This window comes from Achromobacter mucicolens (genome assembly GCF_029866465.1).
Classification (GTDB): domain Bacteria; phylum Pseudomonadota; class Gammaproteobacteria; order Burkholderiales; family Burkholderiaceae_B; genus Achromobacter; species Achromobacter mucicolens.
Genome location: NZ_CP123364.1, coordinates 1,383,587 through 1,410,436, shown reverse-complemented (window position 1 = coordinate 1,410,436; position 26,850 = coordinate 1,383,587). Strand labels below are relative to the sequence as shown.

Below are 26,850 nucleotides of genomic sequence, written 5' to 3'. Positions count from 1 at the left end.
CGCCATGACCGATTACGCCCGACTCGACGCCTGGGTGGACGCCCATTTCGACGAAGAAGTCCGCTTCCTGCAAGCACTGGTGCGCGTGCCCACCGACACGCCGCCCGGCAACAACGCGCCGCACGCCGAGCGCACCGCGCAACTGCTGCAGGATTTTGCCCTGCACGCCGAAGCGCACCCCGTGCCGGCCCAGGCCGTCGCGGACTACGGCATGCAGTCCATCACCAACCTCATCGTGCGCCGCGAATACGGCGGCGCAGGCCCGCGCATCGCGCTCAACGCGCACGGCGATGTGGTGCCTCCCGGCGACGGCTGGAAGCACGATCCCTACGGCGCCGAGATCGAGGACGGCTGCCTGTACGGCCGCGCCGCAGCCGTCAGCAAGAGCGACTTCGCCAGCTTCACGTTTGCGCTGCGGGCGCTGGGAGCCGTCGCCATGCCGTCGCGCGGTGCGGTGGAGCTGCACTTTACGTACGACGAGGAATTCGGCGGTCTGCTGGGTCCGGGCTGGCTCCTGGAGCAGGGATTGACCCGCCCCGACCTGATGATCGCGGCCGGCTTCAGCTATGAAGTCGTCACCGCGCACAACGGCTGCCTGCAGATGGAAGTGACGGTGCACGGCAAGATGGCCCACGCCGCCATCCCAAGCAGCGGCGTCGACGCCTTGCAAGGCGCCGTCGCGATTCTGAATGCGCTGTATGCGCAGAACGCGCATTACCAGGCGATCACGTCGCAGGTCCCGGGCATTTCGCATCCGTACCTGAACGTGGGGCGGATCGAAGGCGGCACAAACACGAACGTGGTCCCAGGCAAGGTCAGCTTCAAGCTGGACCGCCGCATGATTCCCGAAGAAAACGCCACAGAGGTCGAGGCCGACATCCGGCGCATCATCGAAGAAGCCGCGGCTTCATGTCCCGGTATCCGCGTCGAGATCAAGCGGCTGCTGCTGGCCAATTCGATGCGCCCGCTGCCCGGCGCGCAGCCGCTGGTGCAGGCCATCCAGCAACATGGGGAGGCCGTGTTCGGCGAACCCATCCCCGCGATGGGCACACCGCTCTACACCGACGTGCGCCTGTACGCCGAAGCCGGCATCCCCGGCGTGATCTACGGCGCGGGCCCGCGCACGGTGCTGGAATCGCACGCCAAGCGCAACGACGAGCGCATCAATCTGGAAGACCTGCGCCGCGCGACGAAGGTCATTGCACGCACGCTGGCGGATTTGCTGCACTAAGCCAGCCGCATCACCCGCCGCCAGAACAGCACGGCCACCATGACAAACACGGCCAGCCCGAGGTAGGACGCCATGCCGGCGAACGCCTCTCCCGCGATCGCCAGCGGCGCCTCGGAGCCCGTGCCGCCGATGATGGCCGCCATCAGCACGCCCACCAGGCTCTCGCCCACGATCAGGCCCGAGGCGATCAGCACGCCGCGGCGGTTGGCCGCCTCGGCGAAGCGGTCGTAGGGCTGGTTGGCGGCGGCGGCGCGGCGGCGCAGGGCGCGCTCAAGCAGCCAGGCGAGCAGCGCGCCCGCCACGATGGGCGCGGCGACGGTCGGCGGCAGGTAGATGCCGATGCCGACCGCCAGCACGGGAATGCGCGCCACCTTGCAGGTGCGCTTCATGATCTCGTCCACCACGATCAGCCCCACGCCCACCGCCATGCCGATCAGGATCATCGTCCAGTTCAGCTGATGGGTGAAGATGCCGCGCGTGATCGCCAGCATCAGCGTGGCCTGCGGCGCGGACAGCGCCTGCGAGGCGTCCATGCCCTCGCGCGGCATCGCGTCCGCAAACCCGTATGCGTTGTACAGCAGCTCCAGCACCGGCGAAATCACCGCCGCGCCCACGACGCAGCCGATCAGCAGCGCGACCTGCTGACGCCACGGGGTGGCCCCCACCAGCCAGCCGGTCTTCAGGTCCTGCAGGTTGTCGTTCGAAATCGACGCCACCGCCACCACGGCCGAGGTGCTGAAGATCGCCAGGGCAATCGCCATCTGCACGCCGTTTTCCAGCGCCATCAGCTCGCCGCCCACGCCCAGCATCAGCACGGACACCAGGACGATGGCGACGATGCCCACGCCGGAAATCGGGCTGGTCGACGACCCCACCAGGCCGGCCATGTAGCCGCAAGCCGCGGCCACCAGAAAACCGAACACAAAGGCGAAGAGGACCGCGTAGGCGACCAGCTTCCAGATGGCGCCGGCCGACAGCGGCGTGCCCGACAGGAACACCTGGAACGTGAAGACCAGGATTGCCACCAGCACCAGCGTCACGGCCGAGATCCAGCCCGCCGACAGGTCGCGTTCGGTGCGCGGCGCGGTGCCCGCTCGGGCCGCGCCCTCCTTGGTCAAGGCCGAAAACGAGGCCTTCACGCCGCGCGCCATCGGCACGAACAGCGTCGCCAGCGTCCAGATCGCGCCCACGCCGATCACGCCCGCGCCAATGAAGCGCACCTGCGAGGACCACAGCCCCGTGGCATAGGATGCCAGCGTCGCGCCCGCGGGCATGTCGCCCATGGCGGTCAGGATGGGCACCGCGATGCCCCACGCAATGACCAACCCCGTCAACATCGCCAGCCCGGCGACGATGCCGATCAGGTAGCCCGCACCCAGCAGCGCCAGCGAAAAGCCCATCGGCAGCCTGAACACGGCGCCGCCCAATGCAAACCAGCCGCTGACGCTGTCGCCCAGCACGCGCAGCCCGCTGGCGGCAAAGCTGACCACGGCCGCCGCGACGCCCCCGGCGACGATGTCGCCCATGCCGGTGGCGGCGGGTTTGGCCGACGCGTGCGCGCCGGTCTGCGGCGCGTCCTGCGCGCGCTCGGCGCTGCCCACCCGCAGAATCTCCGCCGCCGCCACGCCTTCCGGATACGGCAGGTTGCTCTGCACCACCATCACGTGGCGCAGCGGAATCGTGAACATCACGCCCAGCATGCCGCCGGCCGCGCAGATGCCCAGCGTCTGCCAGAACGGGAAGCCCTGCCAGTGGCCCATCATGACCAGCGCCGGCAGGATGAAGATGATGGCCGACAGCGTGCCGGCCGCCGAGGCCTGCGTCTGCACCATGTTGTTTTCAAGGATGTTGGCGTCCTTGAACATGCGAAGGACCGACATCGAGATCACGGCCGCCGGAATGGCCGACGAGAACGTCAGGCCCACTTTGAGCCCCAGGAACACGTTCGAGGCGGTGAAGATGACGGTGATCAGCGCGCCGAGCAGGACGCCCCGGACGGTCAGCTCGGGCAGCGTGACCTCCGGCGGAACGCGGATGGGCTGGGTCATGGGTTTCTCCCTATTGATAGCCGCGCATTCTAGCGCCAGACCGTCCACCCCGTGGTCACCAGCGGTAAACGCGATCGGGCAGTGGAACCTGCCGTGCAGCAGGATCCTGACGAAAGATTATGCTGAAAGCGCCGGATTCCCCTGGGGAATTTGATGACTCATGCCTCGGGCATGGGTCTAGCATGAGCAGTAAAAACAGGAGACGACTCACCATGCTCGACCCTCGCCAGCCCCTTTCCGGATCGGCCCTCCAGGACGACGCCGACCCCGCCGAAACCGCCGAATGGCGCGAAGCGTTGCAGTCCCTGCTGCAGGCCGACGGGGCCGAGCGCGCGAGCTACGTGCTGGACAGCGTCCTGGGCCACGCCGCCTCGCTCGGGCTGCGCGCCAACAGCCAGACCCGCACGGCCTACCTGAATACCATTCCCGCCGACCAGGAACCGCCCTTCCCCGGCAACCTGGCCGTCGAAGAGCGCATCGCCCGCATCAACCGCTGGAACGCGCTGGCGATGGTGGTGCGCGCCAATCAGGCGCATGGCGAGCTGGGCGGCCACATCGCCAGCTACGCGTCGGCCGCCGACCTGTTCGAAGTCGGCTTCAACCATTTCTTTCGCGCCCGCACGGACGGCAACCCGGGCGACATCGTCTACATGCAGCCGCATTCCGCGCCCGGCGTCTACGCGCGCGCCTTCCTCGAAGGCTTTCTGGGCGAAGACGACCTGGCGCATTTCCGCCAGGAAATCACCGCCACCACGCGCGGCTTGCGCGGCCTGTCCTCGTACCCCCATCCGTGGCTGATGCCGGATTTCTGGCAGTTCCCCACCGGCTCGATGGGCATCGGCCCCATCAACGCCATCTACCAGGCGCGCTTCATGCGCTATCTGGAACATCGCTCGCTGGTGCCCGGCGCCGATCGCAAGGTGTGGGGCATCTTTGGCGACGGCGAAATGGACGAGCCCGAATCCATTGCGGCGCTCACGCTGGCCGCGCGCGAAAAGCTCGACAACCTGATCTTCGTCGTCAACTGCAACCTGCAGCGCCTGGACGGCCCGGTGCGCGGCAACGGCCGCATCATCGACGAACTCGAAACCCTGTATGCCGGCGCGGGCTGGAACGTCATCAAGCTCGTCTGGGGCAGCGACTGGGACGCGCTGCTGCGCCGGGACACCGGCGGCGCGCTCGCCCGCGCCTTCGCCAACACCGTGGACGGCCAGTTCCAGACCTTCGCGGCCAACGATGGCGCGTTCAACCGCGCCCATTTCTTCAACCAGAATCCTGAGCTGGCGGCGCTGGTGGCCGACTGGTCCGACGACGCCATCGACCGCCTGCACCGGGGCGGCCATGACATGGTGAAGATCCACGCCGCCTACCACCGCGCCGCGAACCATCGCGGCCAGCCCACCGTCATCCTCGCGCAGACCAAGAAGGGGTTTGGCATGGGGACGGCCGGCCAGGGCAAGATGACCACCCATCAGCAAAAGAAGCTGGACGACGAAGCGCTGCTCGCGTTCCGCGACCGCTTCGCGCTGCCGATTTCCGACGCCGACTGCCTGGCGCTCAAGTTCTACCGCCCCGCCGACGACAGCGCCGAAATGCGCCATCTGCAGGCGCGCCGCGCCGCGCTGGGCGGCTATATCCCGCGCCGCAACGCCGAGGCCCCGCGGCTCGCGCCCCCGGACGCCGACCAATGGGCGCGCTTTGCGCTGGCGGCCGACGGCAAGGAGATGTCGTCCACGATGGCCATCGTGCGCATGCTGACCGCGCTGCTCAAGGACGCCACCGTGGGCCCGCGCATCGTGCCCATCGTCGCGGACGAGGCGCGCACCTTCGGCATGGCCAACCTGTTCCGGCAGATCGGCATCTATTCCGCGCAAGGCCAGCTCTATGAACCCGAGGACATCGGCTCGGTGCTGTATTACCGCGAGGCGCGCGACGGCCAGATCCTGGAAGAAGGCATCACCGAGGCCGGCGCCATCTCGTCCTGGACGGCGGCCGGCACCAGTTACTCGGTCAACGGCCTGCCGATGCTGCCGTTCTATATCTATTACTCGATGTTCGGATTCCAGCGCATCGGGGACCTGATCTGGGCAGCCGCCGACCAGCGCGCCCGGGGCTTTCTGATCGGCGCCACGTCGGGCCGCACGACACTGGGCGGCGAAGGCCTGCAGCACCAGGACGGCTCCAGCCACATCATGGCCGCCACCGTGCCCAATTGCCGCGCGTATGACCCGGCCTACGCCTTTGAGGTCGCCGTCATCGTCGAACATGGCATGCGGCGCATGCTGGACGAGCAACGCGATGAATTCTTCTACCTGACCGTCACGAACGAGAACCTGGCGCAGCCCGACATGCCCCGGGATCCCGCGACGCGCGAAGGCATCCTGCGCGGCCTGTACCGGCTGCGGCACGCGCGCGGCAAGGCGCAGGTCCGCCTGCTCGGCGCCGGCCCCATGCTGCGCGAAGCCGAGCTGGCTGCCGCCCGCCTGCAGGACGAATTCGGCGTGGATGCGGAAGTCTGGAGCGTGACCAGCTTTTCGGAGCTGGCCCGCAGCGGCCGCCAGGCCGAGCGCGCACGCGTGCTGGGCCTGGAAGCGCCGCAGGACCAGGACTGGGTGCACACCTGCCTGGCCGGCAGCGACGCCCCGGTGATCGCGGCCAGCGACTATGTGCGCGCCGTGCCCGAACAGATTCGCGCCTACGTAAAAGCGCCCTACCGCACGTTGGGCACAGACGGTTTCGGGCGCAGCGACACGCGGGCGCGCTTGCGCGATTTCTTCGAGGTCGGCGCCGACTGGATCGTGCTGCATGCGCTGGACAGCCTGGACAGGCAGGACGATGCGCGCACCTTGCGCCGCGCCTTGAACGCCGGCAGCCGCCAGGCGCCGCCGTGGGAAATCTAGGGTCTCATCCATTTCACCTCGTCCATCGGGGCGGCGCCGCACACGCGTTTGCTTGATCAAAAGCGAACGCTCGCTGCACTGCAGCAACCAAGCACCCGCGCTTTCTGGTGAAATACGGGTGTTCCCTAAGCATTTCGCGATGAATACGGCGGGCCGCGAGCCCGCTTTTTGCATCCCTGTTTTTTTCCGTTAGCCCTTTCAGGCCCCGATCCCATGGACGAAACTCTCACCAAACTGGCGTTGGACTACCACGCCTATCCCACTCCCGGCAAAATCTCGGTCACCCCGACCAAGACCCTGGCCAACCAGGACGACCTGTCCCTGGCCTACTCCCCCGGCGTGGCTGCGGCTTGCATGGCCATTTTCGACCAGGGCGACGACGCCGCCTCCAAGTACACGTCGCGCGGCAACCTCGTGGGCGTGATCACCAACGGCACCGCCGTGCTGGGCCTGGGCAACATCGGTCCGCTGGCCGCCAAGCCCGTGATGGAAGGCAAGGGTTGCCTGTTCAAGAAATTCGCCGGCATCGACGTATTCGACATCGAACTCGCTGAAAACGATCCGGACAAGCTGGTGGACATCATTGCCGCGCTCGAGCCCACGCTGGGCGGCGTCAACCTTGAAGACATCAAGGCGCCCGAGTGCTTCTACATCGAAAAGAAGCTGCGCGAGCGCATGAAGATCCCCGTCTTCCACGACGACCAGCACGGCACCGCCATCATCTCGTCGGCCGCCATCCTGAATGGCCTGAAGGTCGTGAACAAGGACATCGGCTCGGTCAAGCTGGCCTGCTCCGGCGCCGGCGCCGCGGCCATCGCCTGCCTGGACCTGCTGGTTCACCTGGGCATCAAGCGCGAAAACATCTTCGTGGTCGACTCGCGTGGCGTCATCTGGGACGGCCGCGACGAGAACATGGAAGCCAACAAGAAGCGCTACGCGCAAAAGACCGACGCGCGCACGCTGGCCGACGTGGTCAATGGCGCCGACGTGTTCCTGGGCTGCTCGACCGCTGGCGTGCTGACCGCCGACATGGTCAAGTCCATGGCCGACCGTCCGCTGATCCTGGCCCTGGCCAACCCGGAACCCGAAATCCGCCCCGAAGTCGCCAAGGCCGCGCGCCCCGACTGCATCATCGCGACGGGCCGTTCGGACTACCCGAACCAGGTCAACAACGTCCTGTGCTTCCCCTTCATCTTCCGCGGCGCCATGGATGCGGGCGCTTCGCGCATCACCGAAGAAATGAAGCTGGCGTGCGTCAAGGCCATCGCCGACCTCGCCCAGGCCGAGCAGAACGATGAAGTGGCCCGCGCCTACGCTGGCCAGGAACTGTCGTTCGGTCCCGAGTACATCATCCCCAAGCCGTTCGACCCGCGCCTGATCGTCCAGATCGCGCCGGCCGTCGCGCAAGCCGCCGCCGACTCCGGCGTTGCCGCCCGTCCCATCGAAGACATCGAGGCCTACCGCCAGAAGCTGATGGGCTTCGTGTACCACTCGGGCCAGCTGATGCGCCCGCTGTTCGCCCAGGCCAAGAAGGCGCCCAAGCGCGTCATCTACGCCGACGGCGAAGACGAGCGCGTCCTGCGCGCCGTGCAGACGGTTGCCGACGAAAAGCTGGCGTTCCCGATCCTGATCGGCCGCCCCGCCGTCATCGAGATGCGCATCCAGAAGGCCGGCCTGCGCCTCATCGCCGGCCAGCACTTCGAGATCGTGGATCCCGAAGACGACAGCCGCTTCAACGAAACCTGGAACGCGTACTACCAGCTGAAGGGCCGTGAAGGCGTGACGCCGGCCATCGCCAAGGCGATGATCCGCAAGCACAACACGCTGATCGGCGCGATGCTGCTGCGCCGTGGCGATGCCGACGCACTGCTGTGCGGCGTGGCCAGCAAGTACGACAACCAGCTCAAGTACATCGACGAAATCATCGGCAAGAAGGAAGGCCAGACCTACGCCGCCCTGAACGTGCTGATGCTGCCCGACCAGACGCTGTTCGTCACCGACACCCACGTCAACGAAAATCCGACGGCTGAGGAAGTCGCCAGCATCACGATCCAGGCCGCCGACGAAATGCTGCGTTTCGGCGTGGTGCCCAAGATCGCGCTGCTATCGCACTCGAACTTCGGCAGCCGCATCACGGAATCGTCGCGCAAGATGGCCGCCGCGCGCCAGATCGTGCAAGACCGCGCCCCTGACCTGGAAGTCGACGGCGAAATGCACGCCGACGCCGCCCTGTCCGAAAAAATCCGCGTCCTGGCCTACCCGGACAGCACGCTGAAGGGCCCGGCCAACCTTCTGGTCATGCCCAATCTGGATACGGGCAACATCACGTACAACATGCTGAAGATGACCGGCAGCAATGGCGTCGCGATGGGTCCGATCCTGCTGGGCGCCGCGCGTCCCGTGCACATCCTGACCACCAGCGCCACCGTGCGCCGCATCGTCAACATGACGGCCCTGGCCGTGGTGGATGCGCAGCAGGAAGCCGCGGAAGAAGCCAAGAAGCGCCGCCGCTGATCGCACCCTCTGGCTGCACGCTCACGGGCGCCCCTCAAACGGGGCGCCCGTTTTCTTTTTTGGATGGTAAAACCTAGCTTGACCTTTACCTGGAGACGACATGCTGGCCGATGCAATGTATGCCTGGTTCCACTACCTGGCGATCTTCGTTCTGGTGGTGGTGCTCACCGCCGAAGCCGTATTGCTGCGCCCCGACCTGACGCCCGCCGGCGTCAAGCGCCTCATCATCTACGACCGGCTCTACGGCGTGAGCGCAGTCCTCGTCCTCGTCACCGGGGTGCTGCGGCTGACCGCCGGCGCCAAGGGCGCCGCGTTCTACATGGGCAATCCCTGGTTCCACGCCAAGATTTCGCTCTTTGTCGTCATCGCGCTCTGTTCCATTCCGCCCACGTTGACTTTCCTGCGCTGGGCAAAACAACGGCGCCAGCAACCGGAGTTCGTCCCGGCCCTGCCCGAGATCAAGCGCGCGCGCCGCTGGGTGATGATCGCTTCGCACCTGTTCATCTTCCTGCCGCTCTTCGCGGTGCTGATGGCGCGCGGCATCGGCTACTGATGCCTGCGGCTATGGGCAGCGGGCGCGCGCCGGGCGCGCCGGCTCCTTGCCATCGACGACGAACGTGTCAAAGCGGAACACACCCGCCGCTTCGTTGCTGACGATCTTGATGAACTCGCCTTGCGGCGCATGCATCACGGACATGCCTTCGGGCACGTCCTCGTGGCCGGGCCGAACCGCGGCCTGCCCGTTCCAAGGACTGAAGACGAGGACGCCCGGGTACGGTTCACGATCCTCCTCCGCGCCCCGCCGCGCGGTCTTGAACTGTGTGCCAGCGGGGTACGTCAGGCCGCCGAACTGCGTGCGGCACGCCAGCTCCGCGTCCGTGACGCGCAATACGTTGCGCGACGCATCCAGATAGAGCGTGGGCCGGCTGAGAAACAGCCCGAACAGCGGCACGGCCGCCTCGCTCTCCACCTCAAGCCGCCAGCGGTCGGCGTCCCGCGAACCATCCGTGTAGACCGTGCCGCTCGATCCGCGCAACGCCGTGCCTGCCGCGATGGCCAGGCCCGCGGCCTCGTTGCCCGGCGCCAGCACGCATTGTTCGAACGCCTTCATGGCGCCGTCCGGTTTGACGGCGAACTCGATGTCGTGCGCGCCGTCGCACGCCCAACCTTGCACGGTCTGCACGCCCGCGCCCCGCAGGATGACCGTGCGCGGGTGCCGGCCAAGCGTGGCATAGGTTTGCGCTTCGTACTCGGTATCCAGGTAGCGCCGGGCCGACGTTGCCTGAACGCCCAGCATGGGCACCGCTTGCGGAAAACTGGCTTCGACGTAGGTGTCGAGCTTGCCCTCGTCCTGCAGCGTCAGGCGCGTGCCGGCGGGCATAACCACGCCCCCGACCGTTGCCGACTCCTGCAATGTGACGCGCAGCGCCGCCTGCTTGCGATCGATGTCCCGGCCCACCTGCCACATCACCGCGTGGAACCAGGCATAGAAGCTGAACGGCGCGGCCAGCGCCAGGCAAAGCACGAGGGACGTCTTCCAGTACTTGCGGACGGTGCGCCGGGCGCGGCCGCTGATGGCCAGGGCGATGCCCCAGCCCAACAACAACAGGCCGGCGAAGAAGCCGGCCGTGAGCAGAATGAAAAAACTGGCGCTGGGAAGTGCTATCGGAATCATGGCGGTGATGCTATCCGCAAAATTACTCACTAGCTAATTATCAGAATTTTATTAAAGACACCACTTCTCGGACCGACTGTAATCACACATGTCGCCGAGAAGTACGCCATAAACCTCTGAAAAGCACCGTCGGCGCATTGCATTTCAGCCAATTTGATAGACATCAACTTATGAAATCCAAAGTAATCATCGCGCTGGCCATCGGCGCCCTCGCTTCCACGTCGCAGCTGGCCTTTGCCTCGGACGGCACGATCAATTTCACGGGCGCCATATCCGCCAACACGTGCACCATCGATGGCAACGGCACCGGCAGCAAGAACTTCAACGTGCTCATGCCCACGGTCGGCGTCGATTCACTGACGGCCGCGGGCCAAACGGCCGGCACCACACCCTTCACCATCCGCCTGACCGCATGCACCCCGGGTACGGGCATGGTCCACACCCTGTTCGAACCCGGCGCCAACGGCAATGCCGCCACCGGCAACCTGACGATCGCCGCAGGGGGGGCCGCCAACGTCGAGATCCGCCTCCTGAATGGCGACGCGACGCCCATCAGCGTCACCGTCGCCGACGAGGCCCAGAACTCCAAGGCCGTCTCCCTGGCCAACGGCGAGGCCACGCTTCATTACCAGGCTCAGTACTTCGCGCTCGGCCAGGCAGGCGCGGGCAACGTGAACGCCACTGCCAAATACACCATCATTTATCAATAAGCCGCCCGGCTTGGCCTTGCGCTCGTTTGCAGCCGCCCGGATCAGTAGTCAAGCCCCCATTTACAGTCCGAGGAAACCGATGAACCCATTCAACGTAGCTCTTGCAGCCGGTGCATTGGCAGGCTGTATCTTCGCCGCCGCGCCGGCGACCGCATCCGTCGTCATTGGCAGCACCCGAATCGTCTATGAGGCCGGCCAGGCGGAAGTCAACGTCAAGCTCAAGAACGAGGGCGACCAGCCCGCGCTCACCCAGACCTGGATCGACACGGGCGACGCCAAGGCGGCGCCGGGGTCCATCCAGGTGCCCTTTATCGTGACCCCGCCCGTGTCCCGCATCGACCAGGGCAAGGGCCAGACCCTGCGCCTGATGCACACGGGCGAACCGATGCCTCAGGACAAGGAGTCCGTGTTCTGGCTCAACGTGTTGGAAATCCCGCCCAAGGACAAGGCCAATCAGAACCTCTTGCAGATGGCGTTCCGGTCGCGAATCAAGCTGTTCTACCGGCCCAAGGACCTCAAGGGCAAAGCCGAAGACGCACCCGCGCAGGTCAGCTGGCGCCTGGTCAAGTCCGGCAACCGCACCGCAATCGAAGCCACAAACCCCACGCCGTATCACATCACCTTCATCGAAATCAATGTGGCAAGCAACGGCAAGCGCGCCAAGTTCACCGACGGGGACATGCTGGCCCCGGGCGAAAAAAAGGTCCTTCCCCTTGTGGGCGACGTGGTCCAGGGCGCAGACGCCGAAGTCACGTACCGCTTCCTGAATGACCACGGCGGCGCAGTCAAAGGCACACGCGCCCTCAGCCCCGCCTAGCGCGGCATCAGCATGACCGGCCCGCACTGACCGGCCGGCGGTCCGCTTACCAAACCACCACCCGACGCCTGCAGGGGCGGCGCCATTGGCAGGCATCAGCCAGCCGATAGCGCCGCGCCTCACCACGCACCTGCCCATCATGGAACGTCTCGCCACCACGCCGCATTTCGCGCTCGCCGCGATCACGCTAAGCCTGCTCAGCGCAGCTGCCTGGGCCGCCAGCAGCACCGAGCTCGCCGCGTTGGAAGCGGACGTGGAGTTCAACGACGCCTTCCTGAGCGGCGCGGAGGTGGACGTCAGCCAGTTCTCGCGCTCGAACAGCGCCATCCCGGGCTCCTACCGTCTCGACGTGCTGGTGAACGACCGCTGGCTGGGGCGTTCCGACGTGCGCATCGGCAAACCTTCGACCTCAAACGCGCCGCTTCAAGCCTGTTTCGACCCGGCGCTGGTCGAACTGGTGGGCATCGACCTCGCCAAGATCGACGCCGCGCGAGCCGGGCAGCTGACCGCCGGCCAATGTGTCCCGGTGACCGACCTGGTGAAGGAAGCGCATGCGGAGTTCGACGCGGGCGAACAGCGGCTGAACGTGACGGTGCCCCAGGCCTCGCTGATCCGGCAGGGCCGCGGGTTCGTGGACCCCAAGCATTGGGACGAAGGCGTGCCGGCGGCGCTCTTGAATTACAACGCGAACTTCTACACCTCCCGCGCCGATGGCAAGACGTCGACGCAGAGCTTTGCGGGTCTGAACGCCGGCGCGAACGCGGGCCCCTGGCGCTTGCGCCACACCGGCAACGCAACAAAGGGCAGCAAGAGCGGCCTGCAGTATCAAAGCGTGCAGACCAATCTGCGGCGCAACATCACCGGCATGAAGAGCCAGCTGGTGATCGGCGATGCCTTCACGGACGGGTCGACTTTCGACAGCGTCGGGTTCCGCGGCGTGCAGATGTCCAGCGACGATCGCATGTATCCCGAATCGCAGCGCGGCTTTGCGCCGACCCTGCGCGGCATCGCCAACACGAACGCGCGCGTCCAGGTGCGCCAGAACGGCAACATCATCTACGAAACCACCGTCGCCCCCGGTCCGTTCATCATTGACGACCTGTATGCCACCGGCTACGGCGGCGACCTGGAGATGGTGGTCAACGAAGCCGACGGCCGCGTCCTGGTGTCACGGGTTCCTTTCTCCAGCACGGTGAATTCGTTGCGCCCGGGTGTGACCCGCTACAGCGTCACCGCGGGCCAGTACCGCACGCCGCAGACGGCCGATCGGCCCCTGATGGCGCAAGCGACCGTTCAGCATGGGATCAACAACCTGGTGACCGCCTATGGCGGCCTGACCGGGGCTCAGGGCTACGGCGCCGTGTTGGGCGGCGCTGCGCTAAACACGGATTTTGGCGCGTTTGGCCTAGACGTCACGCAGGCGGCCACGCGCCTGCCCAAGGAAAAAAACCGCAATGGGCAGAGCGTCAAACTGGGCTACTCCAAGTTCCTGGAGCCCACGCGCACCAACCTCACGCTTGCGGCCTACCGCTATTCCAGCCGCGGCTACCTGAGCATGGCCGACGCCATGGAACTGAGATCCCGGCAAGAGCTGGGGCAAGGCGCTGGCCCGTATGGAACGCAACGAGGCCGTCTGCAGGCGACGATCAATCAAAACCTGCCGGCCGGTTATGGATCCCTGCATTTCACGGGTTCGACCCAGGACTACTGGGACAAGTCCGGCCGCGACACGCAGATCCAGGCGGCCTACAGCAACAGCTACAAGCGCGTGAACTATAGCGTTTCGGCCACCCGCCAACTCAACGTGGGCACCCAGAAATGGGACAACCAGGTCATGCTCAACCTGGGCATTCCGCTGGGCCGCAACCAGAATCCGGTCTACGCATCGACCAGCCTGCAGAAGGGATCGGATGGATCTGGCAGCGTCCAGCAATCCGTGGCGGGCTCGCTCGGCGCGGACAACGCGTTCAACTATGGCGTCAGCGCCGGCCGCGGCGTGTCGTCAAACAGCCCGGCCAACACCAACATCGCAGCCAACGCCTCGTACCTCACGCCAGTGACCGCCGTGACCGCCAACGCCAGCACCAGCGCGAACTACACACAATACGGCGCGGGCATTTCCGGCGGCGTCGTGGGCTATGGCGGCGGTGTCGTGATGACGCCGGTCTCTGGCGAAACGATCGCCATCGTCGAAGCGAAAGATGCTGCCGGCGCGCGGGTGCTCAACAGCAGCGGCGTGCGCCTGGACGCCAAGGGCCGCGCGATCGTATCGACGTTGACACCCTACGCCAGAAACGGCATCGAAATCGATCCCAAGGGTCTGCCGTTCAATGTCGAGCTCAAGGCGACCGAACAACACGTGGCCCCTACCGCCGGCGCGGTGGTTCGGCTGAGCTTCGAAACCGAAAACGCCGGCAGTGCCGCGCTGCTGACCGTGGCAACGCCCGGCGGCGAACCCCTTCCGTTTGGCGCCGACGTGCGGGACGCCGACGGAAACAGCGTGGGCGTCGTGGCGCAAGGCGGCCGCGTCCTTGCGCGCGGACTGAAGGACACGCAGGGCATCCTGACCGTGAAATGGGGCGCGAACGATGGGCAAGCCTGCACGTTCGGCTACGCCCTTCCCGCGCAGCCTCCCAAGGACGCAGCGCTGCCGCGGGTAAGCGGACTGCTCTGCGAGGGGTCGGCGCTTACCCGGATAGCCATCAACTGATGATGAGAACACTGATGAAAAAAGCCATCCTGCATGCGGCGATTTTGCTGCTTGCCTTGCTCGGTTCCACGTCTTCGTGGGCCGCCTCGATCTGCACCCAGACGACAAGCTCGGTTGCCGTGAACACACCGCCCCACATCACGATTCCCCGGGATGCGACCAACGGCACCGCGCTGACCGGCTGGCTGGAAACCGACGCCACCACCAATTGGTTCAATTGCAATGTTCCCGCGGGCATCGGCACCGGCACGAGTATGCGCACACTCATTCCCAGCTCGGGTTGGACCAAGGTGGTTGATGGAATCACCTACACGGTTTACGCGACCGGCGTCGATGGTCTAGGCATCATCCTGGGTGGCAGAGGCTACATCAACGGCTGCGGGTGGGCAGCATTCCAGGCCCTGACGCCGATCTGGAGAGGCGGCGCATGCAACACGGCAGGCGCCGTCACCAACGGCGGCCAGCTACGCGCGATGTTCGTCAAAATCGGACCGGTGGCCACCGGCGTTCTCGCACCGATCACCCTTGCCGCCGCGGCGTCGTCATCGAATGAAGGGGGTGGCGGTATCGTCACGAATCCGAACCTCGAAATCCAGTTCGTCACGATGGCGATGGCGGTGACGTCACAGGCGTGCACCACGCCCGACGTTTCCGTATTCCTCGGAACCCCCAAGTCCTCGGATTTCACGGGCAAGGATTCGTCCAGTCAGGTTGTTGCATTCGATATTTCGTTGAATGGCTGCCCGGCGGGGATGAGCACCATCCACTACCGGATCGACGCCGTCACTCCCGTTGTGGACGCCGCAAATGCAGTCATCGGTCTGGACGCGAGTTCATCGGCAACGGGCGTCGGCGTCCAGTTGCTGGACGCCGATGGCAATCCGGCCGTTCTGGGAAGGAGACTGCCGTTTGCTGCATACAACAGCGCAGCCGGCGGCAGCTTCAAGATCCCCTTGCGGGCGAGATATCGTCAAACCGGCGACAAGGTCACGCCGGGCTCGGCAAACACGGCAGTCACCTTCACGATGAACTACCTGTAGCCGGAAAGAAAAACGCCAGTCGGCGCAAGGCTGACTGGCGTTTTGCCGGAAGGCGTTGCCTTCCGGATGCGCATTGCGAATTAACGCTTGTCCATCGGGGGCACGTCGCGCGTGACCGAACCGGTGAACAGCTGACGCGGACGGCCGATCTTGTAATCGGGATCCGACAGCATTTCGTTCCACTGGGCGATCCAGCCCACCGTGCGAGCCAGCGCGAAGATGGCCGTGAACAGCGAGGTCGGGATGCCGATGGCGCGCTGGACGATACCCGAGTAGAAGTCCACGTTCGGGTACAGCTTGCGCTGCACGAAGTACGGATCTTCCAGGGCGATGCGTTCCAGTTCCATGGCCAGCTTGAACAGCGGGTCGTTTTCCAGACCCAGGGCGGCCAGCACTTCCTTGCAGGTTTCCTGCATCAGCTTGGCGCGCGGGTCGTAGTTCTTGTAGACGCGGTGGCCAAAGCCCATCAGGCGCACGCCCGAGTTCTTGTCCTTGACCTTCTCCATGAACTCGCCGACCTTGTCGATGCCGCCGTTGGCTTGCAGTTCTTCGAGCATCTGCAGGCAAGCTTCGTTGGCGCCGCCGTGAGCCGGACCCCACAGGCAAGCCACGCCAGCCGAGATAGCCGCGAACGGGTTGGTGCCCGACGAGCCGCACAGGCGGACGGTCGAGGTCGACGCGTTTTGCTCGTGGTCGGCGTGCAGGATGAAGATGCGGTCCAGCGCGCGCTCGACGACTTCATTGACCTTGTAGTCTTCGCACGGCGTAGCGAACATCATACGCAGGAAGTTGCCCGTGTAGGACAGATCGTTTTGCGGGTAGATGAACGGTTGGCCTTGCGAGTACTTGTACGCCATCGCAACCAGCGTCGGCATCTTGGCGATCAGGCGGATGGCCGAGATGTGGCGATGCTGCGGGTTCGTGATGTCGGTCGAGTCGTGGTAGAACGCGGACAGCGCACCCACCAGGCCCGTCAGGACGGCCATCGGGTGGGCGTCGCGGCGGAAGCCACGCAGGAAGAAGTGCAGTTGCTCGTTGACCATCGTGTGATGGGTCACTTGCGAGTCGAAATCGGCCTTTTGTTCCTGGTTCGGCAGTTCGCCGTTCAAGATCAGGTAGCAGATGTCCATGAAGTCGCAGTTCACGGCCAGCTGTTCGATCGGGTAGCCGCGGTACAGCAGTTCGCCCTTGTCGCCGTCGATGTACGTGATGCCGGATTCGCACGCGGCCGTCGACATGAAGCCGGGGTCAAACGTGAACATGCCCGTCTGGCCGTACAGCTTGCGGATGTCGATCACATCCGGACCGACCGTGCCCTTGTAGACAGGGAACTCAATGGGTGCGCTGCCATCCGAGAAGGATAGAGTGGCTTTTTTGTCAGACAGGTTCATGTTTATTCCTCTCAATTAATCAGAGCGAGCGCATCTGGCCAATAATCGCCCGAAGCTTGGGGGTGTCCAATTCGCCTTCGAGTTCCTTTCTGGCCAGCAGCAGATCGAGAAGATCGTTGTCTCCCATCTCGAAAAGCTGGGTCAATGCGGCCACGTCATCATCGGTAAGCTCAGCTTCGTGGGCATCCAGATACCGAGTGATGATCAAGTCGTTTTCGAGCAGGCCGCGGCGCGCCCGCCAACGCAGTCGCGCCCGCTCCAGTTCAGTCAGCCTGCTCATTCGTACACCTCAAATACACAAAAACTAGACCGTGCGGCGGACCATCAGTTCCTTGATCTTGCCGATCGCCTTGGTCGGGTTCAGTCCCTTGGGACAGACGTCGACGCAATTCATGATCGTGTGGCAACGGAACAGACGGTACGGGTCTTCCAGGTTGTCCAGGCGCTCGCCGGTGGCTTCGTCGCGGCTGTCGGCGATGAAGCGGTAGGCTTGCAGCAGGCCGGCCGGGCCGACGAACTTGTCGGGATTCCACCAGAACGACGGGCAGGAAGTGGAACAGCACGCGCACAGGATGCACTCGTACAGGCCATCGAGTTCCTCGCGCGCCTCGGGCGACTGCAGGCGCTCTTTTTCGGGCGGCGGCGTGTCGTTGATGAGGTACGGGCGGATCGAGTGGTACTGGTTGAAGAAGTGCGTCATGTCCACGATCAGGTCGCGGATGACCGGCAGGCCAGGCAGCGGACGCAGGACGATCGGTTCCTTCAGTTCGCGCAGGTTCGTGGTGCAGGCCAGGCCGTTCTTGCCGTTGATGTTCATGGCGTCCGAACCGCACACGCCTTCACGGCACGAGCGGCGCAGGGCCAGGCTGTCATCGACGTCGTTCTTGATGCGCACCAGCGCATCAAGCAGCATCTTGTCGGTGGGCTGGAGTTCGACGTCCAGCTTCTGCATGTAGGGACGCTCGTCCTTGTCCGGATCGTAGCGGTAGATTTCGAACTTGACGATTCTCTTGGTGCTCATAGTAGGCTCAATCCGGACTTAGAAGGTACGCGCCTTGGGCGGGAAGGACTCGACCGTCAGCGGCTTCATCTGAACAGGCTTGTAATCCAGGCGGCTGCCTTCGGAGTACCAAAGCGTGTGCTTCAGCCAGTTCTCGTCGTCGCGGGTCGGGTGGTCGTCAAGCGCATGCGCGCCGCGGCTTTCGGTGCGGGCGGCGGCCGACTTGATGGTGGCGCGGGCCACTTCGGTCATGTTCGCCAGTTCCAGCGCCTCGACGCGGGCGGTGTTGAACACCTTGGACTTGTCCTTGAAGTAGATGCTGTCGGCTTGCTTGGCCAGATCTTCGATCTGGGTCACGCCTTCGTTCAGCAGCTCCAGCGTGCGGAACACGCCGCAGTGGCGCTGCATCGAGAAGCGGATGGCGTTGCCGATGTCCTGCGTCTTTTCGCCGGACGTGCGCGACTCCAGCTTGTTGATGCGGTCCAGCGAGAATTCGACGGCCTGCTGCGGCAGGTCCTGGTGCGCGCGCTGGCGCTCAGGATGCGAATTCACGATGTGGTTGCCGGTGGCGCGGCCGAACACGATCAGGTCCAGCAGCGAGTTCGTGCCCAGGCGGTTCGCGCCGTGGACCGACACCGCGGCGCATTCGCCGATGGCGTACAGGCCGTTGACGATCTTGTTCTCGCCGTTTTCGCGCGTCAGCACCTGGCCGTGGTAGTTGGCCGGAATGCCGCCCATCTGGTAGTGGATGGTCGGAACGACGGGGATCGGTTCCTTGATCGGGTCCACGTTGCCGAACTTGATGGCGATTTCGCGGATCGAGGGCAGGCGCTTGTTGATGACGTCGGCGCCCAGGTGGTCAAGCTTGAGCACCACGTAGCTGCCGTCCGGACCGCAACCGCGGCCTTCCTTGATTTCCTGGTCCATCGAGCGCGACACGAAGTCACGCGGCGCCAGATCCTTCAGGGTGGGCGCATAGCGCTCCATGAAGCGCTCGCCATCCTTGTTCAAGAGGATGCCGCCTTCGCCACGCACGCCTTCCGTGATCAGCACGCCCGCGCCGGCCACGCCGGTCGGGTGGAACTGCCAGAATTCCATGTCTTGCAGCGGGATGCCGGCACGGGCAGCCATGCCCAGGCCGTCGCCGGTGTTGATGAACGCGTTGGTGGAAGCGGCCCAGATGCGGCCCGCGCCGCCGGTGGCCAGCACCGTGGTCTTGGCTTCCAGGATGTAGATCTCGCCCGTTTCCATTTCGAGGGCGGTCACGCCCACGACGTCGCCGGCTTCGTTGCGCAGCAGGTCCAGCGCCATCCATTCGACGAAGAACTGGGTACGCGCGGCAACGTTGCGCTGATAGAGCGTGTGCAGCAGGGCGTGGCCGGTACGGTCGGCAGCGGCACAGGCGCGCTGGACGGGCTTTTCGCCGAAGTTCGCGGTATGGCCGCCGAACGGACGCTGATAGATCGTGCCGTCGGGGTTGCGGTCGAACGGCATGCCGAAGTGCTCGAGCTCGTACACGGCGTTCGGGGCTTCACGGCACATGAATTCGATGGCGTCCTGGTCGCCCAGCCAGTCCGAACCCTTGACGGTGTCGTACATGTGCCAGTACCAGTTGTCTTCGCTCATGTTGCCCAGGGAGGCGCTGACGCCGCCCTGCGCGGCAACGGTGTGCGAGCGCGTGGGGAACACTTTGGAGAGCACCGCAACGGACAGCCCCGCTTGGGACAGTTGCAGCGAACAACGCATGCCGGCTCCGCCGGCGCCAACGACCACCACATCAAACTGGCGGCGCGGCAGGGATTTCATGACAGAGACCACGGCTTAAATGCTCCAGAGGATTTGCGCGAAGTAAACGACCGAACCGACCAGCCAGAGGATCGTCAGCACTTGCAGCAGCAGGCGCACGCCCACCGACTTGACGTAGTCCATCCAGATGTCGCGCACGCCAATCCAGGCATGCCAGGCCAGCGCAATGAATGCAAGGGTGGCCAGGATCTGGCCAACCGGAAGAACGCCCACGTAGAAATTGAACAGCGCGGTCCAGTGCTCGTACGTGAAGGCAGGCATCATGAGGATGCCGATGAGCAGCACCAGCGTGTACACGGCCATAATGACGGCGGTGATGCGCTGGATGATGAAGTCCATGACGCCATAGTGCGCGCCGACGACCAGGCGCTTGGGTCCGTAGTTTTTAGCGGCGGCCATTTACAGCACTCCGAACAGTTTGAGAGCAAACACCAGGGTCAGCGCGAGGCTGACGCCGAACACCACGCCGGCGCTCTTCTTGGACGATTGCTTGTCGATGCCGATGTGCAGATCCAGCATCAGATAGCGGATGCCCGCACAGAAGTGGTGCAGGTAACCCCACACGAGGACGAGGAAAACGAGCTTGACGATCGGGTTGCCGGCGTACGCGGCCACGGCGGCGAACGTCTGGGGCGCGGCCACGCTGGCCGCGAACAGCGGCAGGATGACCAAGGGAAGACAGAGGAACAACAACGCGCCGCTGACGCGGTGCAGAATGGACAGCTTGCCGGCCAGGGGCAGGCGGTAACTGGCAAGTTGCGCAATACCAATATTGCGAAACTGCGGACGTGGCTTGGCAGCGGTGTCGGACATGACGGCCTCGGTGTTTCGGAACTAGGGAATCGTTACGGCAAAATTGCCGCGGCCCTTGCGGGCAAACGCGGTATTTTCGCCCAGAGACGGGTTGGTATCAAATCGTAGGTAAAAAGCTCATCAATTCAGACTATTGCGGTAGTGGTATCGATCGGTCAAGTACAACCCCCGGCGGATTTCCATGGGGCGGTCACCGTACGTGTAAGACACCCGGTCTACCTGCAACAACGGCGTTCCGGCGGCAACATTAAGCAGCGTACAGACTTCGGCCGGCGCGGCGACCGCGCGCAGCTTCTCGTCCGCGCGCACCATGCTGACGCCGAACTCGGATTCAAAAAGGCCATAGAGCGGCGCCTTGTTGGCGGTCAGCAGCTCCAGGGTGAGACCACGGAAGATCGAACCGGGCAGCCAGATGTCGTCCAGCACGGTGGGTGTCTGCCCCATGGACAGCAGGCGGCGGATCATGACGACGGTTTCGCCGGCGCGCAGATCGAGCGCGCGGGCGATCTCGGCGGGCGCGCGCGTGCGGCGGCATTCCAGGATGCGGCTTTCCGCCCGGCCGGCCTCGCCCTCTTCGTCGGGGGCCAGGCGCAGGAAACGATAGCGCACGCGGGCTTCGTGGTGGGTGGCGACAAAAGTGCCCTTGCCCTGGCGGCGCAGCAGCATGTGCTCGGCCGCCAGCTCATCGACCGCCTTGCGCACCGTGCCCTGGCTCACCTGGAAACGGGCGGCCAGATCGATTTCGCTGGGGATGAGCTCGCCGGGCTTCCATTCGCCGCGTTCGAGGCTTTGAACAAGCAGATCCTTGATCTGGCGGTAGAGCGGACTGAAAGCGGCTCCCTCGCCCGTCGGACGGGCGGCGCGATTGCGTAAGGAGGTTTCGGGCCGAGGCTCTGCCATGGATCTTCTTGAGAGTGTCATGTTTATCCGGATGAATGAGAAGACAACGCCAGGGATGCAAACTCATCCGCATGCGCTGCTGCCGCCGGTCTTCAGGCTTGATGCAGACGCACGGCCGAGCGGGGCCGCGGCGCATTCGAATAAACGCTCTATTGTGGCATATCGGGAGGCGAGCTGTCCAACGTCTTATGTCTTATATAAGATAGAAGAGCGATTGACGCTTACGTTAATTCGAACTAGGATTCAAAGCTGCCCGCGCGACGCGCGGCGGCCCTGCCGGCCGCCTGAATTTCCGCGCCCAACGATTACACTGATTGGTGAGATTTCTTTCTCGCCAAACCATTACGGAGAACGTTCATGTCCAAGCCTGCCTTGCGTGTCGCCGTCACCGGCGCCGCCGGCCAAATCGGTTACGCACTGCTCTTCCGCATCGCCTCGGGCGAAATGCTGGGTAAAGATCAACCCGTCATCCTGCAACTGCTGGAAATCCCCGACGAGAAAGCGCAAAAGGCCCTGAAGGGCGTCATCATGGAACTGGATGACTGCGCCTTCCCGCTGCTGCAGGAAGTGACCGCGCACAGCGATCCGCGCACCGCTTTCAAGGACGCCGACGTGGCCCTGCTGGTGGGCGCCCGCCCCCGCGGCCCGGGCATGGAGCGCAAGGACCTGCTGTCCGTCAACGCGCAGATCTTCACGGCGCAGGGCAAGGCCCTGAACGACGTCGCCAGCCGCAACGTCAAGGTGCTGGTCGTGGGCAACCCCGCCAACACCAACGCCTACATCGCCATGAAGTCGGCGCCGGACCTGCCCGCCAAGAACTTCACCGCCATGCTGCGCCTGGACCACAACCGCGCGCTGTCGCAACTGGCCGCCAAGTCGGGCAAGGCCGTGGCCGACATCGAAAATCTGATCGTCTGGGGCAACCACTCGCCCACGATGTACCCCGACTACCGCTTCGCCACCGTCGGCGGCGAATCGCTGTCCAAGCTCATCAACGACGACGCCTGGAACCGCGACACGTTCATCCCCACCGTGGGCAAGCGCGGCGCCGCCATCATCGAAGCCCGTGGCCTGTCCTCGGCCGCTTCGGCCGCCAACGCCGCCATCGACCACGTCCGTGACTGGGTCCTGGGCAGCAACGGCAAGTGGGTCACGATGGGCATCCCGTCGGACGGCTCCTACGGCATCCCCGAAGGCATCATCTACGGCGTGCCGGTCACGACCGAAAACGGCGAATACAAGCGCGTCGAAGGCCTGGAAATCGACGCCTTCTCGCGTGAGCGCCTGGACTTCACGCTGAAAGAGCTCCTCGAAGAGCGCGACGGCGTCAAGGACCTGCTGAAGTAAGCAGCGCGCAGTAAAGGTTTGGGCCCGTTCATGCGGGCCCATTCCTTAGGCGGGCCGCCACGCGCGGCCCGCCATGCAGGCAGCACCGGGAAATACACCTGTCTCTTTGCCAAGCCGCAAAGGTACGCGCCGCGGGATTGTCGCGCAGGGGACAGATTTATTTTTCGGACCCGCGATAACGTCGTGGGCTACCAAGAACAGGAGACAACCATGTCCAGACCCGACTCGCCCGGCGCCCTCTTTCGCCGCGCGCTCGCCGAAGAAAATCCCCTGCAGATCATCGGCGCCATCAACGCCAACCACGCCCTGTTGGCCAAGCGCGCCGGCTATCGCGCCATCTACCTGTCCGGCGGCGGCGTCGCGGCCGGTTCGCTGGGCCTGCCGGACCTGGGCATCAACACCATGGACGACGTCCTGACCGACGTGCGCCGCATCACCGACGTGTGCGATGTGCCGCTGCTGGTGGACATCGACACCGGCTTTGGCCCGTCGGCGTTCAACATCGCCCGCACGGTCAAAAGCCTGATCAAGTTCGGCGCGGCCGCCTGCCACATCGAGGACCAGGTGGGCGCCAAGCGCTGCGGTCACCGTCCCGGCAAGGAAATCGTCACGACCGAGGAAATGGCCGACCGCGTGAAGGCCGCCGCCGACGCGCGCACCGACAGCGACTTCTACCTGATCGCCCGCACCGACGCGATTGCCTCGCACGGCGTGGACGCCGCGATCGAGCGCGCGCTGGCCTGCGTGGAAGCCGGAGCCGACGCGATCTTCGCCGAAGCCGCCTACGACCTGCCCACCTACGACCGCTTCGTGAAGGCCGTCAAGGTGCCCGTGCTGGCCAACATCACCGAATTCGGCAAGACGCCGCTCTTCTCGGTCGAAGAACTGAAGAGCGTCGGCGTGGGCATGGTGCTGTACCCGCTGTCGGCCTTCCGCGCCATGAACAAGGCCGCCGAGGCCGTCTACACCGCGATCCGCCGCGACGGCCACCAGAAGAACGTGGTCGACCTGATGCAGACCCGCGAGGAACTGTACGATCGCATCGGCTATCACGAGTTCGAATCCAGACTGGATGCGCTCTTCCAGAAGGGCAAGGCGTAATCCCGCAACGTCCAGGCGCCGCCGCGGCAACCCCGCGGCGCCGTCCGCCACCCATTGCATCTTCCATCGCGTAAGGAAAGGAGTAGAGACATGAGCACGGCTCCCAAGAAGCAAGAAGCCAAATCGGACGCCAAGCCGGAAGAAAAGGCCGGTTTCAAGCCCAAGAAGTCGGTTGCGCTGTCCGGCGTGGTCGCGGGCAACACCGCCCTGTGCACGGTCGGCCGCAGCGGCAACGACCTGCACTATCGCGGCTACGACATCCTGGACATCGCCGATACCAGCGAGTTCGAGGAAATTGCTCACTTGCTGGTCCATGGCAAGCTGCCCAACAAGGCCGAGTTGAAGGCCTACAAGGAAAAGCTGCGCAGCCTGCGCGGCCTGCCCGCGCAGCTGCAGGTCGCCCTGGAAGCGCTGCCCGCCGCCAGCCATCCGATGGACGTGATGCGCACGGCCGTGTCGGTGCTGGGCTGCGTGCTGCCTGAAAAGGACGACCACAACACCCCGGGCGCGCGCGACATCGCCGACCGCCTGATGGCCAACCTGGGCTCGGCCCTGCTCTACTGGTACCACTACAGCCACAACGGCCGCGTCATCGACGTGCAGACGGACGACGACAGCATCGGCGGCCACTTCCTGCACCTGCTGCATGGCGAAAAGCCGAGCGACGAATGGGTCAAGGCGATGCACATTTCGCTGAACCTGTACGCCGAGCACGAATTCAACGCCTCCACGTTCACGGCCCGCGTCATCGCCGGCACGGGTTCGGACATGTTCTCGGCCATCTCGGGCGCCATCGGCGCGTTGCGCGGCCCCAAGCACGGCGGCGCCAACGAAGTGGCGTTCGAGGTGCAGAAGCGCTATGAAACCCCGGACGAAGCCGAGGCCGACATCCGCCGCCGCGTGGAAGCCAAGGAAGTCATCATCGGATTCGGTCACCCGGTCTACACGGTTTCCGATCCGCGCAACAAGGTTATCAAGGACGTCGCCAAGAAGCTGTCCAAGAAGGCCGGCACGACCAAGATGTTCGACATCGCCGAACGCCTGGAAACCGTCATGTGGGACGTCAAGAAGATGTTCCCCAACCTGGACTGGTTCTCGGCCGTCAGCTACCACATGATGGGCGTGCCCACCGCCATGTTCACCCCGTTGTTCGTCATCGCGCGCACCGCGGGCTGGTCGGCCCACATCATCGAGCAGCGCATCGACAACAAGATCATCCGCCCCACCGCCAACTACGTGGGCCCGGAAGACCAGAAGTTCGTGCCCATCGACAAGCGCAAGTAAGACGCGATCGAGGGCGCGGCATGGCCACCTGTATTCACTTTTCCGAAGAGGTACTGCTATGTCTGCCCCGATCTCGAACGTACGTCCCGAGCCCGACCAGGTCCTGGCCGATATCGCGGACTACGTTCTGAATTTTGAAGTCCGCAGCGACCTGGCCTACGAGACGGCACGCAACTGCCTGATCGACACCCTGGGCTGCGGCCTGGAAGCGCTGGAGTATCCGGCGTGCCGCAAACTGCTGGGCCCGGTCGTGCCGGGCACCGTGGTGCCCCAGGGCGCCAAGGTGCCCGGCACGCAATTCCAGCTCGACCCCGTCCAGGCCGCGTTCAACATCGGCGCCATGATCCGCTGGCTGGACTTCAACGACACGTGGCTCGCGGCCGAATGGGGCCATCCGTCGGACAACCTGGGCGGCATCCTCGCCACGGCCGACTGGCTGTCGCGCACGGCGGTCGCGTCGGGCAAGCCCCCGCTCACGATGCGCGACGTGCTGACCGGCATGATCAAGGCGCACGAGATCCAGGGCTGCATCGCCCTGGAGAACTCCTTCAACAAGGTGGGTCTGGACCACGTCGTGCTGGTCAAGGTGGCCTCCACGGCGGTCGTGGCACAAATGCTTGGGCTGTCCCGCGACGAAGTCATCAACGCCGTGTCGCTCGCCTGGGTCGACGGCCAGAGCCTGCGCACCTACCGCCACGCCCCCAACACCGGCAGCCGCAAAAGCTGGGCCGCCGGCGATGCCACCAGCCGCGCGGTGCGCCTGGCGCTGATCGCCCGCACCGGCGAAATGGGGTATCCCTCGGTGCTGACCGCCAAGACCTGGGGCTTTTACGACGTGCTCTTCAAGGGCCAGCCGTTCAAGTTCCAGCGGCCCTACGGCAGCTACGTGATGGAAAACGTGCTGTTCAAGATTTCGTTTCCAGCCGAATTCCATGCGCAGACAGCCGTCGAATGCGCCATGCAGATCCACGGGCAGCTCAAGTCGCTGGGCAAGACGGCCGACGACATCAAGCAGATCCGGATACGCACGCACGAGGCGTGCATCCGCATCATCGACAAGAAGGGTCCGCTGAACAATCCCGCCGACCGCGACCACTGCATCCAGTACATGGTGGCCGTGCCGCTGCTGTTCGGGCGCCTGACGGCGGGCGACTACGAAGACGAGATCGCGCAGGATCCGCGTATCGACGCGCTGCGCGCCAAGATCGTCTGCGTCGAGGATCCGGCCTTCACCAGCGACTATCACAACCCCGCCAAGCGCTCGATCGCCAATGCGCTGACCGTGCAGTTCAACGATGGCACGGCGCTCGACGAGATCGTCTGCGAATACCCGATCGGCCACAAGCGCCGCCGCGCCGACGGCATCCCGCTGCTGGAAGCCAAGTTCCGCACCAATCTGGCCCGCATATTCCCGCCGCGTCAGCAGCAGCGCATCCTGGACGCGTCGCTGGCGCAGGCAACCCTGGAGTCGATGCCGGTCCATGAGTACATGGACCTCTATGTGATCTAAGGGGCGCCAGCCCCCGACGCAGCCGCCCAATCTGACGCCGCGCGCACGCGGGT

At 64.9% G+C, this 26,850-nt stretch carries 21 protein-coding genes; 12 read left to right on the top strand and 9 right to left on the bottom strand.

Annotation, left to right across the window (positions count from 1 at the left end; genetic code table 11):
* Positions 1–4: 4 nt before the first annotated feature.
* Positions 5–1,231: a M20 family metallopeptidase gene (locus tag QEP15_RS06370; RefSeq protein ID WP_280148569.1), complete on the top strand. Its 1,227-nt coding sequence runs from the start codon at positions 5–7 to the stop codon at positions 1,229–1,231.
* Here the strand turns inward: QEP15_RS06370 and QEP15_RS06365 are convergent.
* On the bottom strand, positions 1,228–3,279 hold the full coding sequence (locus QEP15_RS06365; RefSeq protein ID WP_152383736.1) for an OPT family oligopeptide transporter: 2,052 nt from the start codon (positions 3,277–3,279) through the stop codon (positions 1,228–1,230). The two genes, QEP15_RS06370 and QEP15_RS06365, sit on opposite strands and share 4 nt — an antisense overlap.
* A 212-nt stretch (positions 3,280–3,491) precedes the next feature.
* Here QEP15_RS06365 and mdeB point away from each other — a divergent pair, with 212 nt between their 5' ends.
* From mdeB to QEP15_RS06350, 3 genes are all read left to right on the top strand, one after another.
* Complete coding sequence (gene mdeB, locus QEP15_RS06360) at positions 3,492–6,179, top strand: alpha-ketoglutarate dehydrogenase (RefSeq protein ID WP_280148568.1); 2,688 nt, start codon at positions 3,492–3,494, stop codon at positions 6,177–6,179.
* Positions 6,180–6,392: 213 nt separating this feature from the next.
* On the top strand, positions 6,393–8,693 hold the full coding sequence (locus QEP15_RS06355) for an NADP-dependent malic enzyme (RefSeq protein WP_152383734.1): 2,301 nt from the start codon (positions 6,393–6,395) through the stop codon (positions 8,691–8,693).
* A gap of 100 nt (positions 8,694–8,793) precedes the next feature.
* Positions 8,794–9,246 (top strand): DUF2214 family protein, encoded by a 453-nt coding sequence (locus tag QEP15_RS06350; protein ID WP_062838553.1) that lies wholly within the window; start codon positions 8,794–8,796, stop codon positions 9,244–9,246.
* Positions 9,247–9,255: 9 nt separating this feature from the next.
* Here QEP15_RS06350 and QEP15_RS06345 read toward each other — a convergent pair whose 3' ends face one another.
* Complete coding sequence (locus QEP15_RS06345) at positions 9,256–10,368, bottom strand: hypothetical protein (protein WP_152383733.1); 1,113 nt, start codon at positions 10,366–10,368, stop codon at positions 9,256–9,258.
* A 170-nt stretch (positions 10,369–10,538) separates the two neighbouring features.
* On the opposite strand from QEP15_RS06345, the gene QEP15_RS06340 reads away from it, so the two are divergent.
* From QEP15_RS06340 to QEP15_RS06325, 4 genes are all read left to right on the top strand, one after another.
* Positions 10,539–11,078 (top strand): fimbrial protein, encoded by a 540-nt coding sequence (locus QEP15_RS06340; RefSeq protein ID WP_063952709.1) that lies wholly within the window; start codon positions 10,539–10,541, stop codon positions 11,076–11,078.
* A 79-nt stretch (positions 11,079–11,157) separates the two neighbouring features.
* Complete coding sequence (locus QEP15_RS06335) at positions 11,158–11,895, top strand: fimbria/pilus periplasmic chaperone (RefSeq protein WP_152383732.1); 738 nt, start codon at positions 11,158–11,160, stop codon at positions 11,893–11,895.
* A gap of 85 nt (positions 11,896–11,980) precedes the next feature.
* A complete protein-coding gene (locus QEP15_RS06330; RefSeq protein WP_227741186.1) occupies positions 11,981–14,605 on the top strand; it encodes a fimbria/pilus outer membrane usher protein in 2,625 nt (874 codons plus the stop codon).
* 14 nt (positions 14,606–14,619) lie between these two features.
* Positions 14,620–15,645 carry a fimbrial protein gene (locus QEP15_RS06325; protein WP_175156269.1) on the top strand — a complete coding sequence of 342 codons (1,026 nt, stop codon included), beginning with the start codon at positions 14,620–14,622 and terminating at the stop codon, positions 15,643–15,645.
* An 80-nt stretch (positions 15,646–15,725) separates the two neighbouring features.
* On the opposite strand, the gene QEP15_RS06320 is transcribed toward QEP15_RS06325, so the two are convergent.
* The 7 genes from QEP15_RS06320 to QEP15_RS06290 all read right to left on the bottom strand — a co-directional run bounded on the left by QEP15_RS06320 (position 15,726) and on the right by QEP15_RS06290 (position 21,555).
* On the bottom strand, positions 15,726–17,036 hold the full coding sequence (locus tag QEP15_RS06320) for a citrate synthase (protein ID WP_056322100.1): 1,311 nt from the start codon (positions 17,034–17,036) through the stop codon (positions 15,726–15,728).
* 19 nt (positions 17,037–17,055) lie between these two features.
* On the bottom strand, positions 17,056–17,316 hold the full coding sequence (locus QEP15_RS06315; protein ID WP_056322097.1) for a succinate dehydrogenase assembly factor 2: 261 nt from the start codon (positions 17,314–17,316) through the stop codon (positions 17,056–17,058).
* 24 nt (positions 17,317–17,340) lie between these two features.
* Entirely contained in the window at positions 17,341–18,057 is a 717-nt protein-coding gene (locus QEP15_RS06310) for a succinate dehydrogenase iron-sulfur subunit (protein WP_056322095.1), read from the bottom strand.
* An 18-nt stretch (positions 18,058–18,075) separates the two neighbouring features.
* The gene (gene sdhA, locus QEP15_RS06305) at positions 18,076–19,854 is read right to left on the bottom strand and encodes a succinate dehydrogenase flavoprotein subunit (RefSeq protein WP_056322092.1); all 1,779 of its coding nucleotides are present in this window, start codon (positions 19,852–19,854) and stop codon (positions 18,076–18,078) included.
* 3 nt (positions 19,855–19,857) lie between these two features.
* Positions 19,858–20,241, bottom strand: coding sequence for a succinate dehydrogenase, hydrophobic membrane anchor protein (gene sdhD / locus QEP15_RS06300; protein WP_056567857.1), 384 nt, complete (start codon positions 20,239–20,241; stop codon positions 19,858–19,860).
* Entirely contained in the window at positions 20,242–20,655 is a 414-nt protein-coding gene (sdhC, locus tag QEP15_RS06295) for a succinate dehydrogenase, cytochrome b556 subunit (protein WP_056322086.1), read from the bottom strand.
* Positions 20,656–20,775: 120 nt separating this feature from the next.
* A complete protein-coding gene (locus QEP15_RS06290) occupies positions 20,776–21,555 on the bottom strand; it encodes a GntR family transcriptional regulator (protein WP_056322083.1) in 780 nt (259 codons plus the stop codon).
* Positions 21,556–21,912: 357 nt separating this feature from the next.
* Here QEP15_RS06290 and QEP15_RS06285 point away from each other — a divergent pair, with 357 nt between their 5' ends.
* The 4 genes from QEP15_RS06285 to QEP15_RS06270 all read left to right on the top strand — a co-directional run bounded on the left by QEP15_RS06285 (position 21,913) and on the right by QEP15_RS06270 (position 26,797).
* Complete coding sequence (locus tag QEP15_RS06285) at positions 21,913–22,902, top strand: malate dehydrogenase (RefSeq protein ID WP_056322080.1); 990 nt, start codon at positions 21,913–21,915, stop codon at positions 22,900–22,902.
* A 210-nt stretch (positions 22,903–23,112) separates the two neighbouring features.
* A complete protein-coding gene (gene prpB, locus QEP15_RS06280; RefSeq protein WP_056322077.1) occupies positions 23,113–24,003 on the top strand; it encodes a methylisocitrate lyase in 891 nt (296 codons plus the stop codon).
* Positions 24,004–24,093: 90 nt separating this feature from the next.
* Entirely contained in the window at positions 24,094–25,287 is a 1,194-nt protein-coding gene (prpC, locus tag QEP15_RS06275; protein ID WP_056322074.1) for a bifunctional 2-methylcitrate synthase/citrate synthase, read from the top strand.
* 58 nt (positions 25,288–25,345) lie between these two features.
* Complete coding sequence (locus QEP15_RS06270) at positions 25,346–26,797, top strand: bifunctional 2-methylcitrate dehydratase/aconitate hydratase (RefSeq protein ID WP_152383729.1); 1,452 nt, start codon at positions 25,346–25,348, stop codon at positions 26,795–26,797.
* The last annotated feature ends 53 nt before the right edge of the window (positions 26,798–26,850 follow it).